General features: G+C 58.6%; 13 protein-coding genes and 1 tRNA gene. 10 read left to right on the top strand and 4 right to left on the bottom strand.

Features of this window, described 5'->3' with window-relative positions:
• The 5 genes from rho to EXQ56_09480 all read left to right on the top strand — a co-directional run.
• A partial coding sequence (gene rho / locus EXQ56_09500) for a transcription termination factor Rho (protein MSO20678.1) occupies positions 1-155 on the top strand: 155 nt, incomplete at its 5' end.
• A 38-nt stretch (positions 156-193) separates the two neighbouring features.
• On the top strand, positions 194-676 hold the full coding sequence (locus EXQ56_09495; GenBank protein MSO20677.1) for a DinB family protein: 483 nt from the start codon (positions 194-196) through the stop codon (positions 674-676).
• 159 nt (positions 677-835) lie between these two features.
• A tRNA-Met gene (locus EXQ56_09490) sits at positions 836-911 on the top strand.
• 337 nt (positions 912-1,248) lie between these two features.
• Positions 1,249-2,673, top strand: a complete 1,425-nt coding sequence (locus EXQ56_09485; protein MSO20676.1) for a hypothetical protein — start codon at positions 1,249-1,251, stop codon at positions 2,671-2,673.
• Positions 2,674-3,483 carry a hypothetical protein gene (locus EXQ56_09480; protein MSO20675.1) on the top strand — a complete coding sequence of 270 codons (810 nt, stop codon included), beginning with the start codon at positions 2,674-2,676 and terminating at the stop codon, positions 3,481-3,483.
• A gap of 148 nt (positions 3,484-3,631) precedes the next feature.
• Here EXQ56_09480 and soxC (EXQ56_09475) read toward each other — a convergent pair whose 3' ends face one another.
• The 4 genes from soxC (EXQ56_09475) to EXQ56_09460 form a co-directional block, all read right to left on the bottom strand.
• A complete protein-coding gene (gene soxC, locus EXQ56_09475) occupies positions 3,632-4,951 on the bottom strand; it encodes a sulfite dehydrogenase (GenBank protein ID MSO20674.1) in 1,320 nt (439 codons plus the stop codon).
• A 66-nt stretch (positions 4,952-5,017) separates the two neighbouring features.
• Positions 5,018-5,563: a cytochrome c gene (locus EXQ56_09470; protein ID MSO20673.1), complete on the bottom strand. Its 546-nt coding sequence runs from the start codon at positions 5,561-5,563 to the stop codon at positions 5,018-5,020.
• A complete protein-coding gene (gene soxC, locus EXQ56_09465) occupies positions 5,535-6,839 on the bottom strand; it encodes a sulfite dehydrogenase (GenBank protein ID MSO20672.1) in 1,305 nt (434 codons plus the stop codon). Before soxC (EXQ56_09465) ends, EXQ56_09470 begins: the two co-directional genes overlap by 29 nt.
• A 32-nt stretch (positions 6,840-6,871) precedes the next feature.
• Positions 6,872-10,045: a TonB-dependent receptor gene (locus EXQ56_09460; protein ID MSO20671.1), complete on the bottom strand. Its 3,174-nt coding sequence runs from the start codon at positions 10,043-10,045 to the stop codon at positions 6,872-6,874.
• A 148-nt stretch (positions 10,046-10,193) separates the two neighbouring features.
• Between EXQ56_09460 and EXQ56_09455 the strand changes: the two genes are divergently transcribed.
• The 5 genes from EXQ56_09455 (at position 10,194) to EXQ56_09435 (ending at position 20,555) form a co-directional block, all read left to right on the top strand.
• Positions 10,194-13,460 (top strand): TonB-dependent receptor, encoded by a 3,267-nt coding sequence (locus tag EXQ56_09455; GenBank protein MSO20670.1) that lies wholly within the window; start codon positions 10,194-10,196, stop codon positions 13,458-13,460.
• 27 nt (positions 13,461-13,487) lie between these two features.
• Entirely contained in the window at positions 13,488-15,137 is a 1,650-nt protein-coding gene (locus EXQ56_09450) for a hypothetical protein (protein ID MSO20669.1), read from the top strand.
• Between the two features lie 25 nt (positions 15,138-15,162).
• Positions 15,163-15,681, top strand: a complete 519-nt coding sequence (locus EXQ56_09445) for a cytochrome c (GenBank protein MSO20668.1) — start codon at positions 15,163-15,165, stop codon at positions 15,679-15,681.
• 84 nt (positions 15,682-15,765) lie between these two features.
• A complete protein-coding gene (locus EXQ56_09440; protein MSO20667.1) occupies positions 15,766-18,948 on the top strand; it encodes a TonB-dependent receptor in 3,183 nt (1,060 codons plus the stop codon).
• A 113-nt stretch (positions 18,949-19,061) separates the two neighbouring features.
• Entirely contained in the window at positions 19,062-20,555 is a 1,494-nt protein-coding gene (locus EXQ56_09435; GenBank protein MSO20666.1) for a hypothetical protein, read from the top strand.
• Position 20,556: the final 1 nt, after the last annotated feature.

The raw sequence follows: 20,556 nt of genomic DNA, 5'->3' as shown, positions 1-20,556 counted from the left end.
AGCTGCTGCTGAGTAAGGACGAGCTGAATCGCATGTGGGTGCTGCGCAAAGTGCTGAACCAATTGTCGCCGACCGAAGCAATGGAGTTGCTCCTCGGCAAGCTCGGCAAGACCGCCACCAACGCCGACTTCCTCGCCTCCATGAGCGGCAATTAACTCCAGCCCACCAAGCACCGCAGCCGAGGGGAACGGCGATGAACGAATTGGAAAGATTCCTGGCCGGTTGGGAGCGCGTGCGCAGCAACGTGATTCAGGCGGCCGGGGACATGCCGGAAGCCGCATACGATTTTGCTCCCTTTGCAGGCATCCGAACCTTCCACGAGCAACTGCAACACATCCTGCACAATGCCGACGTTTTTGTGGACTGCACAGTAAACGGTAAGTTCAATCTGGACCTATTTGACCTCTACCCATACGCAGGACTCTCGAAAGACGCGCTCCTCGGAGCGTTGCAGAGCAATTTGCGCCGGCAGCGCGAGCGGCTGATGACTCGATCCGTAGATTTAACCACCGCTGTGATCCGCTACCTTGACGGCTCGGACAGGCCGGCCATGGACATCATGCGCGGAATGAAGGAGCACGAAATCGCGCATCTGAACCAGATGTATTTTTACCTGCGCGCCAAAGGCATCACGCCACATTCCACCCTCCTGCGCAACGCGCAGGAGGGCCACTGAACGACGCACCTGCTTGAATGGAGAGCTGCTATTCCCCAGACCCATCGCCTGACCTTGCTCTCAAGAGCGTTTTTCTTGTATTTTGTAATGAATGGAGTTTGTTGCGGGCAGTGTCCACGTTCAACTTCAGTGGCACTGCCAATCCATTTGGCATATCCGGGCGGCGTAGCTCAGTCGGCAGAGCGAGGGTCTCATAATCCCTAGGTCACAGGTTCGATTCCTGTCGCCGCTACCAAATCTTTCAAGGGCATACAGCGGGGCCTTTATACCTAAATTCAAATTTATGGGGAAAGTCCGTGGGGACTGCTTACCCACCTGTCTATCTCTCTGTCCGATTCCATTCGATTGATGCGTAGTAAGCTCGAATACCGCTGGATTCTTCCTAAGAACAAAATTTTCGAGACCCGCCCATTCACACAGCGTTCACACGAAGTGCCACATTCCTAGTTCTGGCAAACGGAATAAAACCAACAAAAACAAATCATGCACTGAAGCCCCTCGATTGGTGTATAGTCTGGAGCTATTAGGAATAGAATCCGGAATTCCACCTTAAACAAAGGAGATATTTCCAAATGAAATCACCAAGAATATCCCGCAAAACATGGGGAGTGGCGGGTGGTCTGGCGGCATTGGGAGTAATGGCCGCGCTGATAATTAGCCAGCAAGTTCCCGGCACAATACTTTCCGAGTTGCCCGTTCCGGCGAAGCCATCCGGAAAGGCGAGTCTGGTATCAGTTCGACCGATACCTTCAGGAGAAACATCGATGTGTCCGTGGGAGCCGCCAGCTGATCTGTCGAGCGGCGGCGCGAAGCTTGCGCTGCTGCCAGTGGCATTTTCGCCAGCCCAGGAGCGCGCCGCGGGCGCCATTCCACCCGCGGGTCAGACGGTGGACTATTCCCAGCAGAAGCCGGTGCGCATGATCCGCGATCCCTATGCGGCTTACAGCGCGGTCGCTGTTGATCCTGCGAATAACGAAGTGGTGCTCACCGACGAAAACCTGTTCCAGATTCTGGTTTATGATCGCCTGGCTAACACGCCGCCCGCCGCGCGCATGACGGAACCGAAGCGCATGATTGGCGGACTGCAAACCAAGATCGAATTTCAGTGCGGCCTCTACATCGATCCGGCCAGCGGCGACATCTATGCCGTGAACAATGATACGGTGGACACACTGGTGATCTTCAACCGGCAGGCGAAAGGCAACGTCCCGCCTACGCGCGAGTTGCACACGCCGCACGGCACATTTGGAATTGCCGTGGACGAGGCGGCGCAGGAGATGTTTCTCACCGTGCAGCATGATAACGCGGTGATCATCTTCCCCAAGTACGCGCAGAAGGAAGATGCTCCGGTGCGCCTTCTGCAAGGGGGCCGCACGCAACTGGCCGACCCGCACGGCATCGCCATCGACACCAAGAACAACCTCATGTTCGTCAGCAACTACGGCAACTACCACGCCAAGCAAGCAGGTGGCGCGCCCTCGCGTGGACAGCAAAAAGCCAATTGGCCGATCACCACGGAAGTGCCCGGCTCTGGTAAATTTTTCCCGCCCTCCATCTCCGTCTATCCGCTGAAAGCCCGCGGCGATGTGGCTCCCCTGCGCGTGATCACCGGATCGAAAACACAGATGAACTGGCCAGCGCACCTGGCCGTGGACGAGGACCGTGGTGAGTTATACGTCGCGAACGACATGGGCGACTCGATCATTGTGTTCAGCACCACCGCCAGCGGAGACGCCGCTCCCATTCGCGTTCTGAAGGGGCCTAAGACGATGATCAAGAACCCCACCGGCGTCTTCCTCGACAAGAAGAATGACGAGTTGTGGGTGGCCAGCTTCGGCAATCACGCGGCAACCGTTTTTCGCCGCGGCGCGGCGGGCGACACGGCGCCGCTGCGCGTGATCCGCAGCGGGCCGCTCGGCGAGGCGGCGCTGGGCATCGGCAACCCGCATCCGATCGCTTATGACTCCAAGCGTGAAGAGATTATCGTGCCCAACTGAGTGGCTCACCCGCAGATCGCGACGTTCGCCAGGTTGGCGGATGGTGGTGCCAAGCCGATGCGCAAGATTGAGGGTCAGACGACTCTATTGAGCCGGACGATTCACGCTGTCGCGTACGATGAAATCCATGATGAGTTTTACATTCCCGTTCCGTTCCCGCAGGCGATTCTGGCTTTTCGCGGCGGAGCCAGCGGAGAGGAGCCGCCCGTGCGCATCATTCAGGGGCCGCTTACTCAGATGAACAGCCCCAACCGGCTGGGCGTTGATCCAGTGAACAACGAGATTGTGGTTCCCGAGGGCGACCGTCTGCTGACGTTTCGGCGCGATGCCAATGGGAATGTGGCGCCGGTGCGCGTGCTGGAGGGTCCTGACACCGGGCTGGGCGGCAGCGCCGTGGGTATTGATCCCGTAAGCAATTTACTGGTAGTTGCAGGTGAGACTCAGCGCGAAGGCGTGCGCTTCCGCATCTACGATCGCGCGGCGCGGGGCAACACCAAGCCGTTGCGCGTGATCGGCGGTCCCAAGAGCGGGTTCATGGATTTGTCCGGACCGTTTACGCTCTACCCACCGAAAGGCTGGATACTGGCCGGAGATCGCGGCGAGGGGGGCCTGGCCTCGGACAAGGCATATCTCGGCGTTTGGAGTGTCCACGACAATGGGGACGTCCCGCCACGCTGGCGCGTGGGTGGCCCCAACGGCGTCTTTGAAATGCCCCGCGGCGTGGCCGTGAATGCCAAGCACAAAGAGGTGATGGTCTCCGACAAGCGCCTCAACGCAGTGCTGACGTTCTCATTCCCCGAGTTGTTCTGAGATCGGCGATTTGCAAGAATGCGGAGGCGGGCTAGATGCCCGCCTCCGCTGTTTTTTTGAGAGCTATTGTAAAGTGGAGTGTTTATGCAAACATTGGCATGACACCCGAAGAGGGAGTTTACTGGAAGCCAAAGGCAACATCGGCACTTTAAGTGATGGCGTTGTAGACGCTTCCATCCTTACGGACTCCCCACGGCTGTATCGCGTTGCTGTGTCCCGCGCCGCTGGCTGTTCCGGCCAGAAACTCCGTCGAGGTGGCTCCCCAGAACTTCGCAAACTGGACCAGCGTCGGCTGCACTTCGCCCAATTCATCCGTGCACCGCGACATCAGCACCACGTCTTCCCCGTTCCACTGCCACGGCAGAGTGAAGCGCGTATGCGCCATGGGCAGTGCTGGGCCTTGCAGTTGCGCTTCCTTCCACGTCTTACCGCCGTCCAGCGACACTTCCGCTTTGCTCACTCTTCCACCGCCGGACCACGCCAGTCCGCGAATCTCGTGGAAACCGTGCCGAGTGAGGCGTTGCCCGCCCGAGGGATAAGTGATCACCGACTTCGGACCCTGCGCGAAGGTGAATTCGATCCCCTTAGGAGTGCGCGGCGAGTATCGCCCTGTTTCCTGGAATCCCATATACGGCCGGTCGGTTACCTTGATCTGCCGCAGCCACTTCACGCTGTGGATGGCTTCAAACCCAGGCACCACCAGCCGCAAAGGATAACCGTTCTCGGGACGCACCGCTTCCCCGTTCATGCCATACGCAACCAGCACGTCATCCATGGCCTTTGAGAGCGGAGTACTCTTGGTCATCCGCCCATTCTCGGAACCTTCCGCCACGATCCACTTGGCGTCGGCGCGCACACCGGCCTCCTTCAGCAGCACGGAGAGCAGTACGCCGGTCCACTGGCTGCACCCCGTCTTGCCAAAGGTCAACTCCAGCGTCTCCTGCTTATACTCGGGACGGTTCGCCTGGCATTCGAGATACGTAATTCTCGACACCGAGGGCAACTGTTTCAACTCATTCAGCGTAAAGACCAGTGGGCGGTCCACCATGCCCTGAACCATCAAGCGGTGAGCCTTGGGATCGATATCCGGAGGCGTGTAACCGTGCGCCGACACAAAGTGCAACGGCGTCGGCGTGATCGACCCGACAATATCCTGCAGCGGCGTCAGCACGTTGAGCATGCGTCCAAAATGCAGGTGCTCAGGATTCACCGAATCTCCCGCGATGGCACGAATGGTCTTCTCGTGCCGCGAGCGCACTCCGTATGCCAGCCTGTCCGTAGGATTGCCGGGAGGCGCGCCCGCGCCGGGAGAAGACGCGGCGGCACTCCCACCGGAGGGCATCATCTCCATCTGCGCGCTCAATGCCGGCGCCGCTTCCACCGCCATGCCCGCCGCCATGCCTGCCAACGACGCCTGCCGCAAGAAACGCCGCCGGCTGGCTTTCTTGGTCTCCATCGTTCCCTCCATAGTGATGAGCCGCTATAAATGATTCGTGATCTTGAGAAACGTAACGGACCTCCTAGTCCACATTGATTACGGTTCGATTTTGAATGGCCGCGGCGTGCCGGGCTTCCACTGATCGACCGGCGGTGCGATGTAGCGGCCGCGATTAGGCATCTGCACCTTGGGCAGCGTGGCCTGGTCGAGGACGTCGGCAGGCTGGATGATTTTGTTGCGGTTGAGCAGATACGCGGTGAGGCTGTAGACCTCGTTTGGCGTCAAGCTTCCTTCGTGATTCAAGGGCATGGCTCGGTTAATATAATCCCAGATGGAAGTCGCAAACGCCCATCCCGCGATGCCTCCGCCCACCAAGTGCGGCGCCGGACCTTCTTCGCCCGTCGGGCCATGGCACCAGGTGCACCCTCGCGCGGTGAAAACCTTTTCGCCTTCCGCCGCAGTGCCCTTGCCCGCAGGCAACTCCTTGCCTTCGGGCCCGACGGAGGTATCCCAGGTTTTTACTTCCTCCGCGGTCGCCGTCTTGCCTAATTTGTAGCCCGGCCCCTGCGCCCACGCTGACACCGCGCTGAGCGCGATGACCACTACCAGTATTTTAAGAAATTGCATTGTAGACGCTCCCATCTTTGCGAATGCCCCAAGGCTGAATCGAGTTGCTGTGTCCCGCTCCACTGGCCGTGCCGGCGAGAAACTCCGCCGACGTGGCTCCCCAGAACTTGGCAAACTGCGCTAGTGTTGGCTGCACTTCGCCCAGCTCATCCGTGCACCGCGACATCAGCATGGCCTCTTCTCCGTTCCAGTTCCACGGCAGCGTGAAGCGAGTGTGCGCGACTGGCAACACCGGCCCTTGCAGCGCCGCTTCTTTCCACGACTTGCCGCCATCCACGGATACTTCCACCTTGCTGACTTTGCCGCCGCCGGACCAGGCCAGGCCGCGAATCTCGTGGAAGCCGTGTCGCATGAGCTGCTGTCCGGCCGAAGGATTGGTGATCACCGACTTGGCGCCTTGAGCGAAAGTGAAGTTGATTCCCTTCGGATTGCGCGGCGAGTAGCGGCTCAATTCTTGGAATCCCATGTACGGCCGGTCGGTAACTTTGATCTGGCGCACCCACTTCACGCTGTGAATCGCCTCGAAACCGGGCACCAGCAGGCGTATCGGATAGCCGTTTTCCGGCCGGATCGCTTCTCCGTTCATCCCGTATGCGATTAGCGCGTCGTCCATGGCTTTCGATAGCGGCGTGCTCTTGGTCATTCGCCCATTCTCGGAACCTTCCGCCACGATCCACTTGGCGTCGGCACGTACGCCAGCTTCCTTCAGCAGAACGGAGAGCAGCACGCCAGTCCACTGGCTGCACGCCGTCTTGCCGAAGCTCAAGTCCACCCGCTCCGCTTTGTATTCGGGCCGGTTTGCCTGGCACTCCAGATACATGATGCGCGAAGTTGCGGGCAGTTGCTTCAGCTCATCCACGGTGAAGACCAGTGGACGATCCACCATGCCCTGAATCATCAGACGATGCGATGTGGGTTCAATATCTGGCGGGACATAGCCATGCGCCGAAACGAAGTGCAGCGATGTCGGCGTGATGGACCCCACCAAATCCTGTAGCGGCGTATAGACGTTCATCATGCGTCCAAAGTGCATGTGCAGCGGATCAACATCGAATGAGCGCAAAGTTTTTTCATGTCGCGAGCGTATGCCATACGCCAGCCTATCCGTGGGATTGCCCGGCGGCGGCGTCCCGCCCGCAGAGGACGCGGCGGCAGTTGCCGACCCGCTCGCGGGCATCATCTCCATCTGAGCCTTCAACGCCGGCGCCGCTCCCGCCGCGATGCCCACTATCGCCACCTGCCGCAAAAACCGCCGGCGGCTTGCTTTCTTTTCAGCCATGATTGCCTCCATGTGCCTCGTCGATACGGCCCCCGCAACGGAAATTAAAACACGAACTTCAGAGCGAACTGAAGCTGCCGCGAAGTGGTGATGGTGTTGTTGATACGGCCTGCTGCGCCTCGGCGGAAATTATCGGGAACAATCTCCGTGGTGAGCACGGCAGGCGTGCTGTAAATCGTCGGGTCGGGAATCCCAAAGTTCGCACGGTTGAACAGGTTGAATACTTCAGTTCGGAAGTTGAGATTCTTACCTTCACCGAGACTGAACACCTTTTCGAGATTCAGGTCGACATTCACCAGTCCCGGACCAACCAGCGTATTCCTGCCCACGTTTCCGTATGTGCCGAGGAGCGGAAGGACATAAGCTCCCGGTTCAAAGTACTTATCCGGGCCGCCCAAGATGGGATTGCCATCGGAACCCGCACCGCGATTGGGACGATCCGCCGGGCCGCGAGTCTGGTCGCGCGACCGGCTGTAGCCGGTGGTAATAGTGAAGGGTAGTCCATCGGACAGCGTCAAAATGCTGCCCAGACGCCAGCCGCCAAGAATGTATTGCGCCACACCGCTGTCGGCAAGCGCCGGCACGTCGTAGGATAAATTCGCCGAGAAATTGTTGCGGATGTCATAGCTAGAGAGCGCCTTGTCCGCACGCGGATTCTGCGGGTCTTGCGGGGTGTCGGTGCTATTGGGTGTCTGCGCGGCGTTGGGAGACGAGGAATAGTCGAGATTCTTCGCGAAGGTATAAGCGACCTTATAGCGTACGCCGCGCGAGAAGCGCTGATTCAAGTCGAATGAGAAGCTCTGATACGAGGCATTCACATCCGAGGGAATGTAGCGGTTGGCGCCGATCAGCGGATTCCTGCGCGTGGAGGTTGCGGCAAAAAACTTGCGGCCATCGGGCAGAAGCGTATGGAAGGCTCCATTGCCCTCCGAGCGCCGCGTAAGATGATACGCCTGGGAACCCACATAGGTGCCGGTTATCGCCACGTTTTCATTCAACTGATGCTGCGCACTGAAGTTCCAAGTCTGCCGCGTGGGGACATCCAGCCCGGCGTCCACGCTGTCCGGGGCAGGCCGGGGCGTGGTGCCAGAGACGACGGCAAATCCCCTTGGGAACGGAGGATTATCCACTTGTAGCAGGCCAAAGAACGGGACGTTATTTTGCGTGAAGGCGCGGAATTCCCCTTCGATCTGATCGTAGAACATGCCGAATCCGCCGCGGATCGAAGTGGTTCCGCCGCCCGTGGGATCCCACGCGAAACCCACGCGCGGAGCAAAGGTGAGCCAGTTGTCATCCCAGAACGGACTGCCCAAAGTCCCCTGAGTGTCCACAGTCTTCCAGCCATTGACCTCTTTATAGCGGAAGTTGGAGATGCGGTCGTACATCTCGATGGGAACCGTGGTTACCTCGTAGCGCAGACCCAGGTTCAAGGTGAGCCGCGGCGTCGCCTTCCAATCGTCCTGCATGTAGGTGGAGAAATACCATCTGCGATAGCCCTTCACCGCATCGGCGGAGCCCCGTGGATCGGGCGCCCGGAAGCGGTTCGGCAAGCCCTGCAGGAATCGCGTGAACGAGGGGAACTCGTACTCGCCACGCTTGCTGGTGGCGTAGTCAAAGTAATTCTGAATGCGCTGCAATTCTCCCCCGAACTGGAGCGCATGCGCGCCCATTTGATAGAAGACCTGGTCGGCCACCTGATATTGGTTTTGCGTGAACCAGCGGTCGGCGCTGTTCCCGGTCCCGGCGGCGGCGATGCTGTTCACGCCTTCAGTGGAGGCCGCTCCAAACACAATCTGCCCGACAGTTTCGGCTGCATCCAGGAAAACCAGGGAAGGGTCAATGTCCACCAGCGGGCGGTCATCGGTAATGGTGCTGCCGCGGCTGAATCCCACACGGAGCGAATTGACAATGGTGGAGGATGTGCGTTTCCACTCCGCCGTGGCCACCTGCTCGCGCCCTTCCTGAAATCCGCCGACGATTCCGCTGGTGGCCGGATCGACCCGGCGGGAATCGGCGAAATTGTAGCGTCCAAAGAGGAAGTCGTTGTCGGTGATCTTATGATCCACCCGCGTCAAAAAGTACTCTTGATTGCTCACTCGCGCGTTGGTACCCAGATACTCTCCGTTCCCATCTCCAAACGACCGTCCATTCACGCGCGGAAACAGCGTCAGGAATGGCACGGCAGCGGGCGCTACGGCAACATTTCCGGTGGGCAGAATCCCCAGTCGGGCATTGTCGTCCGGGACAATGATGATGCCGGTGGTTCCCAGAATTTCCCGCAGCACCTCGACATTGCCAAAGTAAAAAGTCTGCTCGCGCCGGATCGGCCCGCCGACCGCGGCGCCGAACTGATTGCGCTTGAACTCGGGCGGCTGAGAGCGGGGATCAAAGAAATTGCGCGCGTCGAAGTTGTCGTTTCGGAGGAACTCATAGACGGAGCCATGAATCGTGTTGGTGCCGGATTTGGTGGCGATATTCACCACGCCGCCGGCCTTCTTGCCGTACACCGCGGTGTAGTTGCTGGTTACAATCTGGAACTCCTGCACAGCCTCCACTCCCATGTTAGTGCCGAAGGCGCCGCCGGGCAGCGATGACGTGGCGGCGCCGCCGATCATCTCCGTGCCGTCGAGCAGATAAATGTTGGAGACGCCTCTGGCACCCGCCACGCTGAAGTGCGCGCCGGTCCCGTGCTGGATGCTGCCGCCGCGCAAGCGCATCTGCGAGACGCCGGACTGCAAGGCGATCAGTTGATCAAAGCTTCTGCCGTTGAGCGGCAAGTCCACGATGGTCTGCCCGCCAACCAGGCCGGCGACGCTGCTGGAGACCGTTTCGATGAGTGGCGCGTCGGCGGTAACGATGGTGGTCTGCGACACCTGTCCAATCTGTAGGACGAGGTTGATGGCTGGCTCGGAGCCGACGGTGAGTTGGATGCCGCGGCGGATCGCCGTCTGAAATCCGGGCGCCTGCGCCTGAATCTCGTAGCCGCCGGGCAGCAAGCCCGGAACGCTGTACCTACCCGCGGTGTCGGTCACCAGAGTTCGGCTGATGCCCGTTTCCGTGTGTGTGACGGTTACGCCGGCTGCCGGAACGGATGCGCCGCTCTCATCGTGAACGGTGCCTACAATAGCTCCCGTTCCCAACTGCGCCCAAAGCGCTGCCGCCGATAGGCACACCACCGCTATCGCCACCAACATGCTCCTGAACATGCCTGCCGTCATAAGCTTCCCTCCCAGCAAATCAACTGACGTGGACAAACGAAGACGAGATTACGCTCATTGAAATCTGGCTGCGTTATATCATGCGCATCTTGCTCATGTCAAATCATTTGTCAATTCCGCGCTTGACATTGGACCGGATAGTTGTAACATGGCGACCAAGATTGATCCACCATCACGAGCAGGAAAGTGGACCGCCATGAATGCAAGACAGAGTGCCTGGTTAGCAGTCGTAGTGTTTGCCACCGCGTTAACCTTGAGCGGTCAGGTAACCACGGGAACCATCTCCGGAACGGTAACGGACAGCACCGGCGCGGTGATGCCGGGCGCCGAGGTGGTGATCTACAATGAGGAGACCGGCCTCACCCGGAACGCGCATACCGATGCACGTGGACATTACTCGGCGCCATCGCTACAACCAGCCATGTATCGGGTGACGGCTACCATTTCGGGATTTCAAACGCAAATCCGCTTCGGCATCCAGCTGACCGTGGGCCGCGAGGCGGTGGTGAATCTGAGCATGTCGGTGGGCCAGGTGGCCGAACGCGTCGAGGTTTCCGGCGAAGCTCCCCTGGTGCAGACCACCGAGGCGGCTATCAGTTATCTGGTGGACGACCGCACCATCCGCGACCTGCCGCTCAACGGGCGTGACATTTCGCAATTGATGCTGCTCAATCCCGGTGTAGTCCAAAACTCCAACGGGCGATGGGGCAACGCCGACAAGGGCTTTGCCAAGCGCTTCAGCATCTCCGGCATGAGAGGAGAAGATAACTCCTATCTCCTCGATGGCAGCTACATCAACGATTATTATCGCCACGTTCCGGCGGGACCGACGGGCGCATTGACGGGCATCGAGACGGTGCGGGAATTTCAGATGCTGACCAACTCCTTCAGCGCCGCCTACGGACGCGCGCTCAGGGGGGTCTTCAACGCCGTCACCAAATCCGGCTCGAACAAGTGGCACGGTAGCGCCTACGAATTCCTGCGCAACAGCGCGGTGGACGCCAGAAACTTTTTTGACAAGGGGAGCGAGCCTCCGCCGTTCAAGCGCAATCAATTTGGAGCCACTGTCGGCGGGCCGGTTTTTCGCGACAAGACCTTCTTCTTTGTAGCCTATGAAGGACTGCGCGAGGCGCTTTCCGAGTCCGGCACCGCCAACGTTCCCGATCTGGACGCGCGGCGCGGCATCCTGCCGGGCGGCCGCACGGTGGGTGTTTCACCCAGGATCGTGCCGTTCATGCGGATGTTTCCGGACCCCAGTCCCACCGGTCGCAATTTCGGCAATGGCAGCGCGCAATACTTTTTCCAAGCCAAGCAACCCACTTCGGAGAATTTTGGACAGGCGCGAATCGATTACCAGTTGTCCTCGAACGATTCCCTATTTGGCCGCTTTACGGGCTTGAATGCCAACCGCTCGTCGTATCGGGAGTATCCGGACCGCTTTGAAGTGGGTTTCCTGGAAACGCGGCTGTTTACCTTCTCCGAGACCCACATTTTCTCCCCGAGCTTGATCTCCAGCTTCCGCATGTCCTTCAACCGCGTGGTTCCCATGACCAACCACGCCGTGCCTCCTCCCCCCTCGCCGGAAACGATTTCCGTGCCCGGCCAGCCGGACATGGCGGCCTTTGAGGGCTTTAGCGGCATTAACGGAATGCGCAATACGGAGGGCCCCGGCTCGTTCTATACAACCAATCGCTTCGCGTTCCACGACGATCTGAATCTGACCCTGGGAAACCACGCCATGCAGTTCGGAGGAATGGTCGAGCGCTTGCGCTACAACCCCTACCAGCCATTCCGTCCCTATGCGGAATGGCGCTTTGCCGACCTGGAGCGTTTCCTGACGGCCACCCCGAACCGCGTGCGCGGCACTCCGCTGCAATTCGGAATTTTTGGGCGCGGGATTCGGCAAACCTTCCTGGCTCTCTACTTGCAGGATGACTGGCGAGTAACTTCGGCTCTCTCCTTGAATCTGGGAGTGCGCTGGGAACCCTACACGGTCCCCACCGAAGTAAACGGCTTGCTGGATAACCAGCGGAAGATCACTGACGCGGCGCCCACCGTGGGCAATCCGTTCTGGAAGAACCGCTCCTGGACCAACTTCAGTCCCCGGATCGGGTTCGCCTGGAGTCCCTCGCAAGCGGGAAAAACTTCGCTGCGCGGCGGGTTCGGCCTCTTCTTTGTGCCGATTGATTCGGCGGTTTACACGGTGGCTATCCTGAACTCGCTGACATTTTCTCCACGCCTCCAGGTCACACTGGCGCCAGCCGATGCCGCGCCTTTCCCCAACGCGCTGCCGATTTATAACCTGGCTCGCTCCACTCCCGGCACTCAGGACATCTATACACCTGCCTTTGATGGCTTCGACTCGCCACACGCCCTGCAGTACAGCCTCAGCCTGCAGCGCCAGATCGGCGCGAGCAATGTGGTTACCCTGGGATACAGCGGACGCCGCGGTCTGAACCTGTCTTCGCTGGGCAACAACAACCTGCCGCTGCTGGATTTCGATGGCGTCTCTCTGGCGCTGCCTGCCAATGCGCAACGGTTCAATCCGGCCTATCGGCAAATCAACTACATCTCCAACAACGCCAATGCCTGGTACAACGGCTTTACCGCCGTTTTCCAGCGGCGACTGGCCGCCGGCCTGCAGGGGCAAATCTCCTACACCTATTCCCGGGTCATCAGCGAAGTGGACGGCTCAGACACCGGCAATCACGTCGGCGCAGGCGGGGGTGGCGCATGGAAATATCCCCATGATCGCAATGCCAACAAAGGATTGAGCGGGTACAATCTGACCAACGCTTTCACCGCCAATTACTCTTACGATCTGCCTTTTGGCAATGGCACGCCGGGAATCGCAGGTCATCTTCTGGGGGGATGGCAGGTAACCGGTATCGTCACCCTCCAGGATGGCGGACCCTTTACGATCCGCGCCTTGCTGCCCCGCGCCCTGACCGATCAGGCCGGCGCCGGTTCCCCGAACCTGCTTCCCGGCTACACCAGTGAAAGTATTGTGCTGGGTGGACCGGAGACATACTTCGATCTGAATGCGTTTGTGCCTCCCGGTTGCCAAACGCGGGCGCAAGTCCCCAATCCCTCTGTAAACCCGGCCTGCTCCGCCAGTTCCCGGGAGATCGGCAACTATGGCCGGAACACCCTCACCGGACCAGGCTCGGCGAATTGGGACTTTGGACTAACCAAGAATACGCAATTGGGTGAGCGGTTCCGCCTGCAATTCCGCGCGGAGGTGTTCAACCTGACCAATCGCGTTAACTTCTCGCAGCCCGGCCAGCTTGGGAACTCGAGCGCGGCCAATGAAATTTTCACCCAAGACGGCGCGGTCGTTCCCAGCGTCGTGTTGATTAACAAGACATCAACCACTGCCCGGCAGATTCAGTTTGGCCTGAAGCTGACGTTCTAATACGCTCTTGCCGGAGTAGGAGAAATTATGCGCAGAACACGGATATGCTGGCGGCGGTGGGTTCCGACCGTCTGGTATGGACTCTTGCTGCTATGCCTGACGGTCTCCAGTGATGCCGCCCCACGGGCGGATTTGGCGGGCGGGCCCACAGGCACGGTGAAAACCTCGAAGGGTTTTTCGGTCGAGGGCGTCATGGTGCAGTTGATCTCGCAGAAGACTTCCATCCGCACCACCGTGTTTACCAACGAAGCGGGGCAGTATGAGTTTCCCAAGCTTGAAGCTGGAGTTTACACGCTGCGCACGCCGCGGCCACTGGAATTCAAACGCGTTATTAAGGAAGGGGTGCAAATCAGCGGAGCGACCAGGCTTCCCGAAATCACGCTGGAGCGAGTAACTGAATCCGAGTTCCTGCCGCCCACGCCCGACATCCTCTCACAGTTGTCCGATGCCGAGTGGCTGCACAATCTGGACGGGACGGCGCAGGAAAAGCGCGTGTTCAGCAACACCTGCGGCACAGGTTGCCACACTTATCAAATGCAGTTTCGGTCGCGCTTTGACGAGCGCAGTTGGCGGCTGATCATGCACCGCATGTTGGACTATAACGGTCGCATTCTACAGGGACCGGGCGATGGGGAGGTCTCTCCCGCCGAGCAGGCCGAGCGCGAGATTATCATCAAGTGGCTGGCGCGCGTGCGCGGTCCGGACGCGCAGGATCCGCCGCTGAAAGTATTCCCCCGTCCGCAAGGCCCTGCCACGCGCGCGGTGATCACCGAATACGAGTTACCGTGGTTGGGCGTGCATGTTCACGATGTGTTTGGCGACACCAAATCCGATGGCATCTGGTTTGACATTAACCGCAGCCCGCTGATCGGCAAGCTCGACCCGAAGTCCGGGAAAGTTGCGTCCTGGAAAATTCCAGGCACGCCGAGCAAGCATCCCGGAGCGCATTGGATTCAGGCCGCGCCGGATGGAACGGTCTGGTATTCGGAGACGTGGTCGCAAAGCCTGATCCACTTTAATCCGCTCACCGAGATTTTCAGGAAGATGAGTTCGGGCGTGCAGGGCAATATGGCGCTGGCGCCCGACGGCACGATCTGGCGCACGGCCAAAGACAAAATCTCCCGATTTGATCGCGAGACAGCGAAAATTGTGGAGCAGTTTCCGCCCGATAGCCGGAAAATTCCCAACACTTACGGCAACTTCATCAGTTGGGACGGAAGATATTTCGGCGGCGGCAATCGCGACCGAACTTTTGACGGCGTGGTGTTCATGGACCGGCAAACCAAGGAAGTGCGGATGATCCCCTCGCCCAGCGGCGTGTCGGCGGCCTCGCGCGGCTCCTTTGATCCGGATGGGAATATATGGGTGGGAGGAAGAGGCGGCGTGCTGGTGAAGTATGATCACAAGAACAACCGCATCGCGGAGTACGCCCCGCCCACGCCCAACAATACTTTCTACGAAACCCGCGCCGATAAGAACGGCGAAGTCTGGGCCGGAGAAATGCGCGCCGGGCGCATCGCCCGCTTCAATCCCAAGACGCACGGCTGGGTGGAGTACGTCCTTCCCGAACCGTTTTCTTTTGACTGGCAGACTTACGTGGACAACTCAACCGATCCCGTTACGGTCTGGTATGGCGACCAGTATGGTTACATTGTGCGCATCCAGCCGCTTGAGTAGCAGGACCAAAGAGGAGTAGAATCACATGCGGAATTTAATTTCGAAGGTAGTACTGATGCTCCTCTTCTCAGTAGGGATGGCGACCCTCGTTGCGAACCTATATCCGGCAAGCCAGCCGGCGCCGGCCCAGTCGTCTGGACAGGCTCCCGCCCGTAGCACTGAGTTGGATTCACAATTGGACCCCTACCAGCGTTCTGGTCAGATTTACTATCACAAGTTGATGGGTAAGAGCGGCGTCGAGCGCGGCCAGCACATATATTATCTGAAGTGCTGGATTTGCCACAATGAATACGCGATTGAGTCCGATCCCAAGAATGCCGCCCCGACGCTCGTGGGCCTTTACAAACGTCCGCAGATGCGCTCCGGCAAGCCCACCAATGACGAGAATGTGAAGGCTAAAATTGGCGACGGCGGGCCTGGAATGCCCTCTTACCGCCACACCCTTAACGACACCGATCTGGCCGACCTGCTTATGTACCTCCGCGAAAAATGCTGCTGGGATGCGGATAAGCCGCCGGTCAATCCCGCATACAAAGCCAATTAAGACGTCTCAATCCAGCGAGTGTTGCTCCCCATTTGTTGTCATGTGGAAACTGGTTCTTGAAGAGAGTTACGAAGAGGATAATTCATGTTTCGGAATGGCTCACTGATCGTAAAAACTTTGGTCTCGCTATTCTTTATCGTTGGCTCATTGCATGCCCAAACCACCACTGCAACAATCTCGGGCACCGCGACTGACGAATCGGGAGGCGTGCTGGCCGGTGCGGCAATCACCGTTACCAACCGGGATACAGGACTTCGCCGGTCCACCACCACGCAGGACAACGGACGATATGTGGTCGCGCAACTGCCGCCGGGGCCCTACGAAATGTCCGCCACCATGACAGGCTTCGAGACCACAGTGCGCAGCGGGATCACTCTGGCCATCGGCCAAGAGGCGACGGTGGCGATGCGCATGAGGGTCGGCGCCGTCTCCGAGCGCGTTACCGTAGTGGGAGAAGCTCCACTGGTGGATACATCTTCCAGCGCCGTCTCCGGTGTGGTGGAGCAAAAAAGAATTGTGGAACTGCCACTGAACGGCAGGGACTTCACGCAACTGGCCTTGATCGAGCCGGGCATTGTCGCGGTCAGGAATACGGATCAGGTGGCCACCAAGGGATTTGGCGTCCGCGTGGCGGCGGCTGGGTCGCGAGCGGATCAGACCGCCTGGCTGCTGGACGGGACCAACATCAAGAGCATGGCCAATTTCGGAACGCCGGGCAGTTCATCCGGCCTGCTGCTGGGAGTCGATGCCATCCGCGAATTTCAGGTGCTCACCAGCAACTACAGCGCGGAATACGGCGGCAACAGCGGCGGCGTGGTGAACATGGTAACCAAGTCCGGGAAGAATGAAATCAACGGCACGGTATACGCCTTCCATCGCAATGACAATTTGGACGCGCGCAATTTCTTTGACATTCCCAATAAGCCGGAGTTTAAGAGAAATCAGTTCGGATTTTCCGTGGGCGGGCCAATAAAAAAAGACAAAGCATTCTTTTTTGGAAACTACGAAGGAATGCGGCAGCGGCTGGGCCTGATTTCCCTGGCGATAGTCCCCGACGAAAACGCGCACCGCGGTTTGCTTCCGAACGCGCAGGGGGTTCTGACGCAGATACAGGTAGCCCCGGTGGTCCGTCCGTTCCTCGATACTTATCCGCTTCCAAACGGCAAGCTTGGCCTCGGTCCCAATGGATTGCCCAACGGAACCGCGGAACTCTTCATCCCCGGATCGGATAAGACGAATCAGGATTACTTCATGGGTCGCCTGGACTATGTGCTGTCGGAAAAGGCAACCCTGTTTGGACGCATTGTATTTGACGACACGGAGAAGAGCCGGCCCGACGCGATTCCGCTAACCGATGGCGTTATTCCCACGCAGACCGGTTACTACACCATCCAATATGACCGCATCGTAAATTCGAAATTTCTTTCCAATAGCCGGCTGGCATTCAATCGCACCGTGTTGAATTCCGATGTCGCGCTCAACGTTGAATTCCCAGCCGGAACCTTCATCTTTAATCAGACCGTTCCTTCTCAGGTGGGCTTTACGGGCGGCACAGAGCTGGGGCCGACGGATCGCAATATCTTCGGCAACGTCCAAAACCTGTGGCAGCTCTCGCAGAGCTTTATCTATACGCCCGGCAATCACTCCATGAAGTTTGGCGGAAATCTCGAAGCGTATTGGTTCCACAACTTTGGAGGCGGCGGCGACACCGGAGATTTCAACTGGCCCACGATGAGCAGTTTTATCCAGGATATCGGGCCGTTGAATGCCTTTGCGGTATCCGTGCCCGGTAGCTCGACGCATCGTTCGTTCCGCCAGAACGTGATTGGACTTTATTTGCAGGACGATTGGAAATGGCGGCCCAACCTCACCCTGAATCTGGGCGTTCGCTATGAGCCATTCACGACTCCGAGAGAAAAGTGGGGGCGTGTTTCAGTCATCAAGGATTGGGTGAACGCCACGCACTACGATGTCGGCGTCCCCTTCTGGAATAATCCCTCGAAGAAGAACATTTCGCCGCGCGTTGGATTCGCCTGGGATCCGGGCAGCGACGGCAAGACAGCCGTGCGGGGTGGATTTGGATTGTTCTTCGTGGACACGCTGAATTTTTACTATCGATCCATGTCCCAGAAGAATCCTCCATTTGCCGGGAACATCGAGGAGCCGCTGGGAACTCAGAGAAATATGGCTTCAACCATCGCCGCGGTGCGTGGTATCGGCTCCAGTATTCTGACCTCGCAAATGAACCCTGCGAGCTTGATCGAAGTGATTGAATACAACTTGAACCCCACATATGAGATCAAGTTCAATCTGACCGTGGAACGGGAACTGCCCGGAGATATGTCCGTTTCGCTGGGCTATCTGGGCGGTCGCGGAGTTCACCTGTGGCGTTCGAGCGTGGCCAACGCCAGCTACAGTACGATACGTGAAGATGGCCGGGAGTTCGTCGCCGCCGGGTCGCCGCGTCCAAATCTAAACGCCGGGCTGGGTGATGCCAGGAACGCGGACGCTCAATCGTTCTACAACGGGCTACAATTTCAGGTCAAGAAACGACTGAATCGGGGTTTCCAGCTGCAGAGCTCCTATTCATGGTCCAAGACCATCGATGACTCCTCCACGGCCACCGCCAATACCGACTATCAGGAAGGAGCCAGCTCGCGCCCGCACAACACCAAAGCGGATCGTGGTCTCTCCGCCATTCACGTGGGACACAATTGGGTCTTGAATGGATTGTGGGCCATCCCGTTCCCGAAGGATCACGGAGTGGTGTCGGGCGTACTGGGAGGATGGAATCTGTCGGGAATCTTTTCGGCATCTTCGGGAACTCCATTCTTGGTTACGCTGAATGGGCGGCGTGCTCCGGACCAGGGGCGAGCAAGTGTTCAGCGGCCTGATTTTGCCGTGGGCCGAAGCATCCAAAGCCTGATTAGAGAGGGAAACCTCGACCAGTATTTCGATCCCTCTGGCTTCATCCTCCCGCCCGTCGGGACCTACGGCATCGTGGGGCGCAATGTTTTGCTTGGACCAGGCTTTGCCTCATTCGACAGCAGCCTGCGCAAGGACATCCCTGTTGGCTTAAAGGAAGGAAGCCGACTGGAGTTTCGAGCGGACTTCTTTAATCTGTTGAATCGTGCCAATTTCGCCATCCCCTCCGTCCGGCAGGCGATCAGTGGCGCCACGGGTGCGCCTGTTGACAACGCCGGGAAAATCACGCGCACCGTCAGCACTTCCAGGCAAATGCAGTTCGGCTTGAAATTTTCTTTCTGAAGATGGGGCGGTCGGAAATATAGATTTCCGCCCGCCTACTAATTTTCCAGTAATTCCCATGTTCCTGCTGTAGTATCAGTTCCCCATGGCCGCGGCGCTCGAGGAGAAATTCCATGAACACAAAACGCATCTTCGGTTTTATCGGTAGCCTGATTCAGCCTGTGCTGCTTATGATCTTTAGCTTGTCCATGGCCCAGGAGGCGACTGCGCAAACCCGTGTGAGCTTTCCCACGCAGGATCGCTGGACGATTGACGGCACGCTATTCCTGCCCAAGCAGGCGCCAGCGACGCCCATGCCGGCGGTGCTGCTGCTGACCGAGCCGGAATGGATTGATCGAACCACATTTTCCGGTTATCTCGCCGAGAAGTTGGCCCAGCGGAATATCGCGGCGCTGGCCATCGACTTCCGGGGCATGGGCAGCAGTCTCGGCAAGAAGGATGCTGTGCAATTCTCCGAAAAGGATATGGCAGGACTGCGCAACGATATCACTGCCGCCATCAAGTTCCTTGCAGCTTACAAGGGCATGGATCCGTCGCGCGTGGCCATCCTGGGAACCGGGCTGAGCGCGCATTTTGCCGCGCTGGAAGCTGGCGACAACCCGGCCGTGAAGGCGCTGGTGATGTTGTCTGCGCAATTGGAGGACGAATCGAAAAAGGCCATTGATTTTCGTTCCGATGTGCCCGTCTTCTCCATCGTGGGCCGGGAGGACAAGAAGCGTTTCCAATCCGCGGCGGATGCCTACTCCCATGCCAAACATGTGGATAGCGAATTCATCATGGCCAAGGGACATGGCACTTCCATGTTTTCTCATACCGCCGGCTTGGAGGAAAAAGTCGTCGATTGGCTTACCACCAACCTGAAAGGGATTGGCACACAGACGGAAGTTTCCTTCCGCTCCGAAGACGGCTGGGATTTGCGGGGCAGTGTGCGCGTGCCGGATGGCCTGCCCGTGGGCGCAAAAGTTCCCGCCGTGGTGATGGTTCACGGCGCCAAACACGACCAGCAGACTTACCACCAACTCGCGCAAGAGCTGGCGAAGAAGGGCATCGCTACTATCCGCTTCGATTGGAGGGGTAAGGGCCGCAGTATCGCGGAAGGCAAGGATCTCTACGGGATCAATATGTCCGATGCCGAAACGGAAGCCACTTATCGCGACGTGAAGGCCGCGGTTAATATACTGGCCTCCAACGCGGCGATCGATGCCAATCGAATAGGGATGATCGCCGCCACTGCGGGAACGGGCTATGCGTTGCGCGCGGCTTACAAGGACAACCGCATCCAGACCGTGGTCCTGCTGACTTCCAACCTGGCTCCGCAGGGCGAGGCCAAGCAGTTCATCGTGGAAAGCGGGAAACCCATCTTTGCCATTGCCAGCCTAGAGGACATCAACTATGGCCGCGGAAGCCTGGCCGAAGAGACGCGGAAAGCGCATTCGTTCTCAAACAACAAGGAAAGTGAGTTGCTCCTTTATGACGATGCGGGCCGCGGCTCGGAGATGTTGAAGTCCAAACCGGAGTTGGAACGCATGGTGCTGCGCTGGTTCGCGGAAAAGTTGGACGCGGGCACCGAGTCGAAGTCTTCCCAGCAAATCTCACAAGGACGCTAGT

The organism is Acidobacteriota bacterium (assembly GCA_009691245.1).
GTDB lineage: Bacteria > Acidobacteriota > Terriglobia > 2-12-FULL-54-10 > 2-12-FULL-54-10 > SHUM01.
This window is presented reverse-complemented; position numbering and strand designations above follow the sequence as displayed.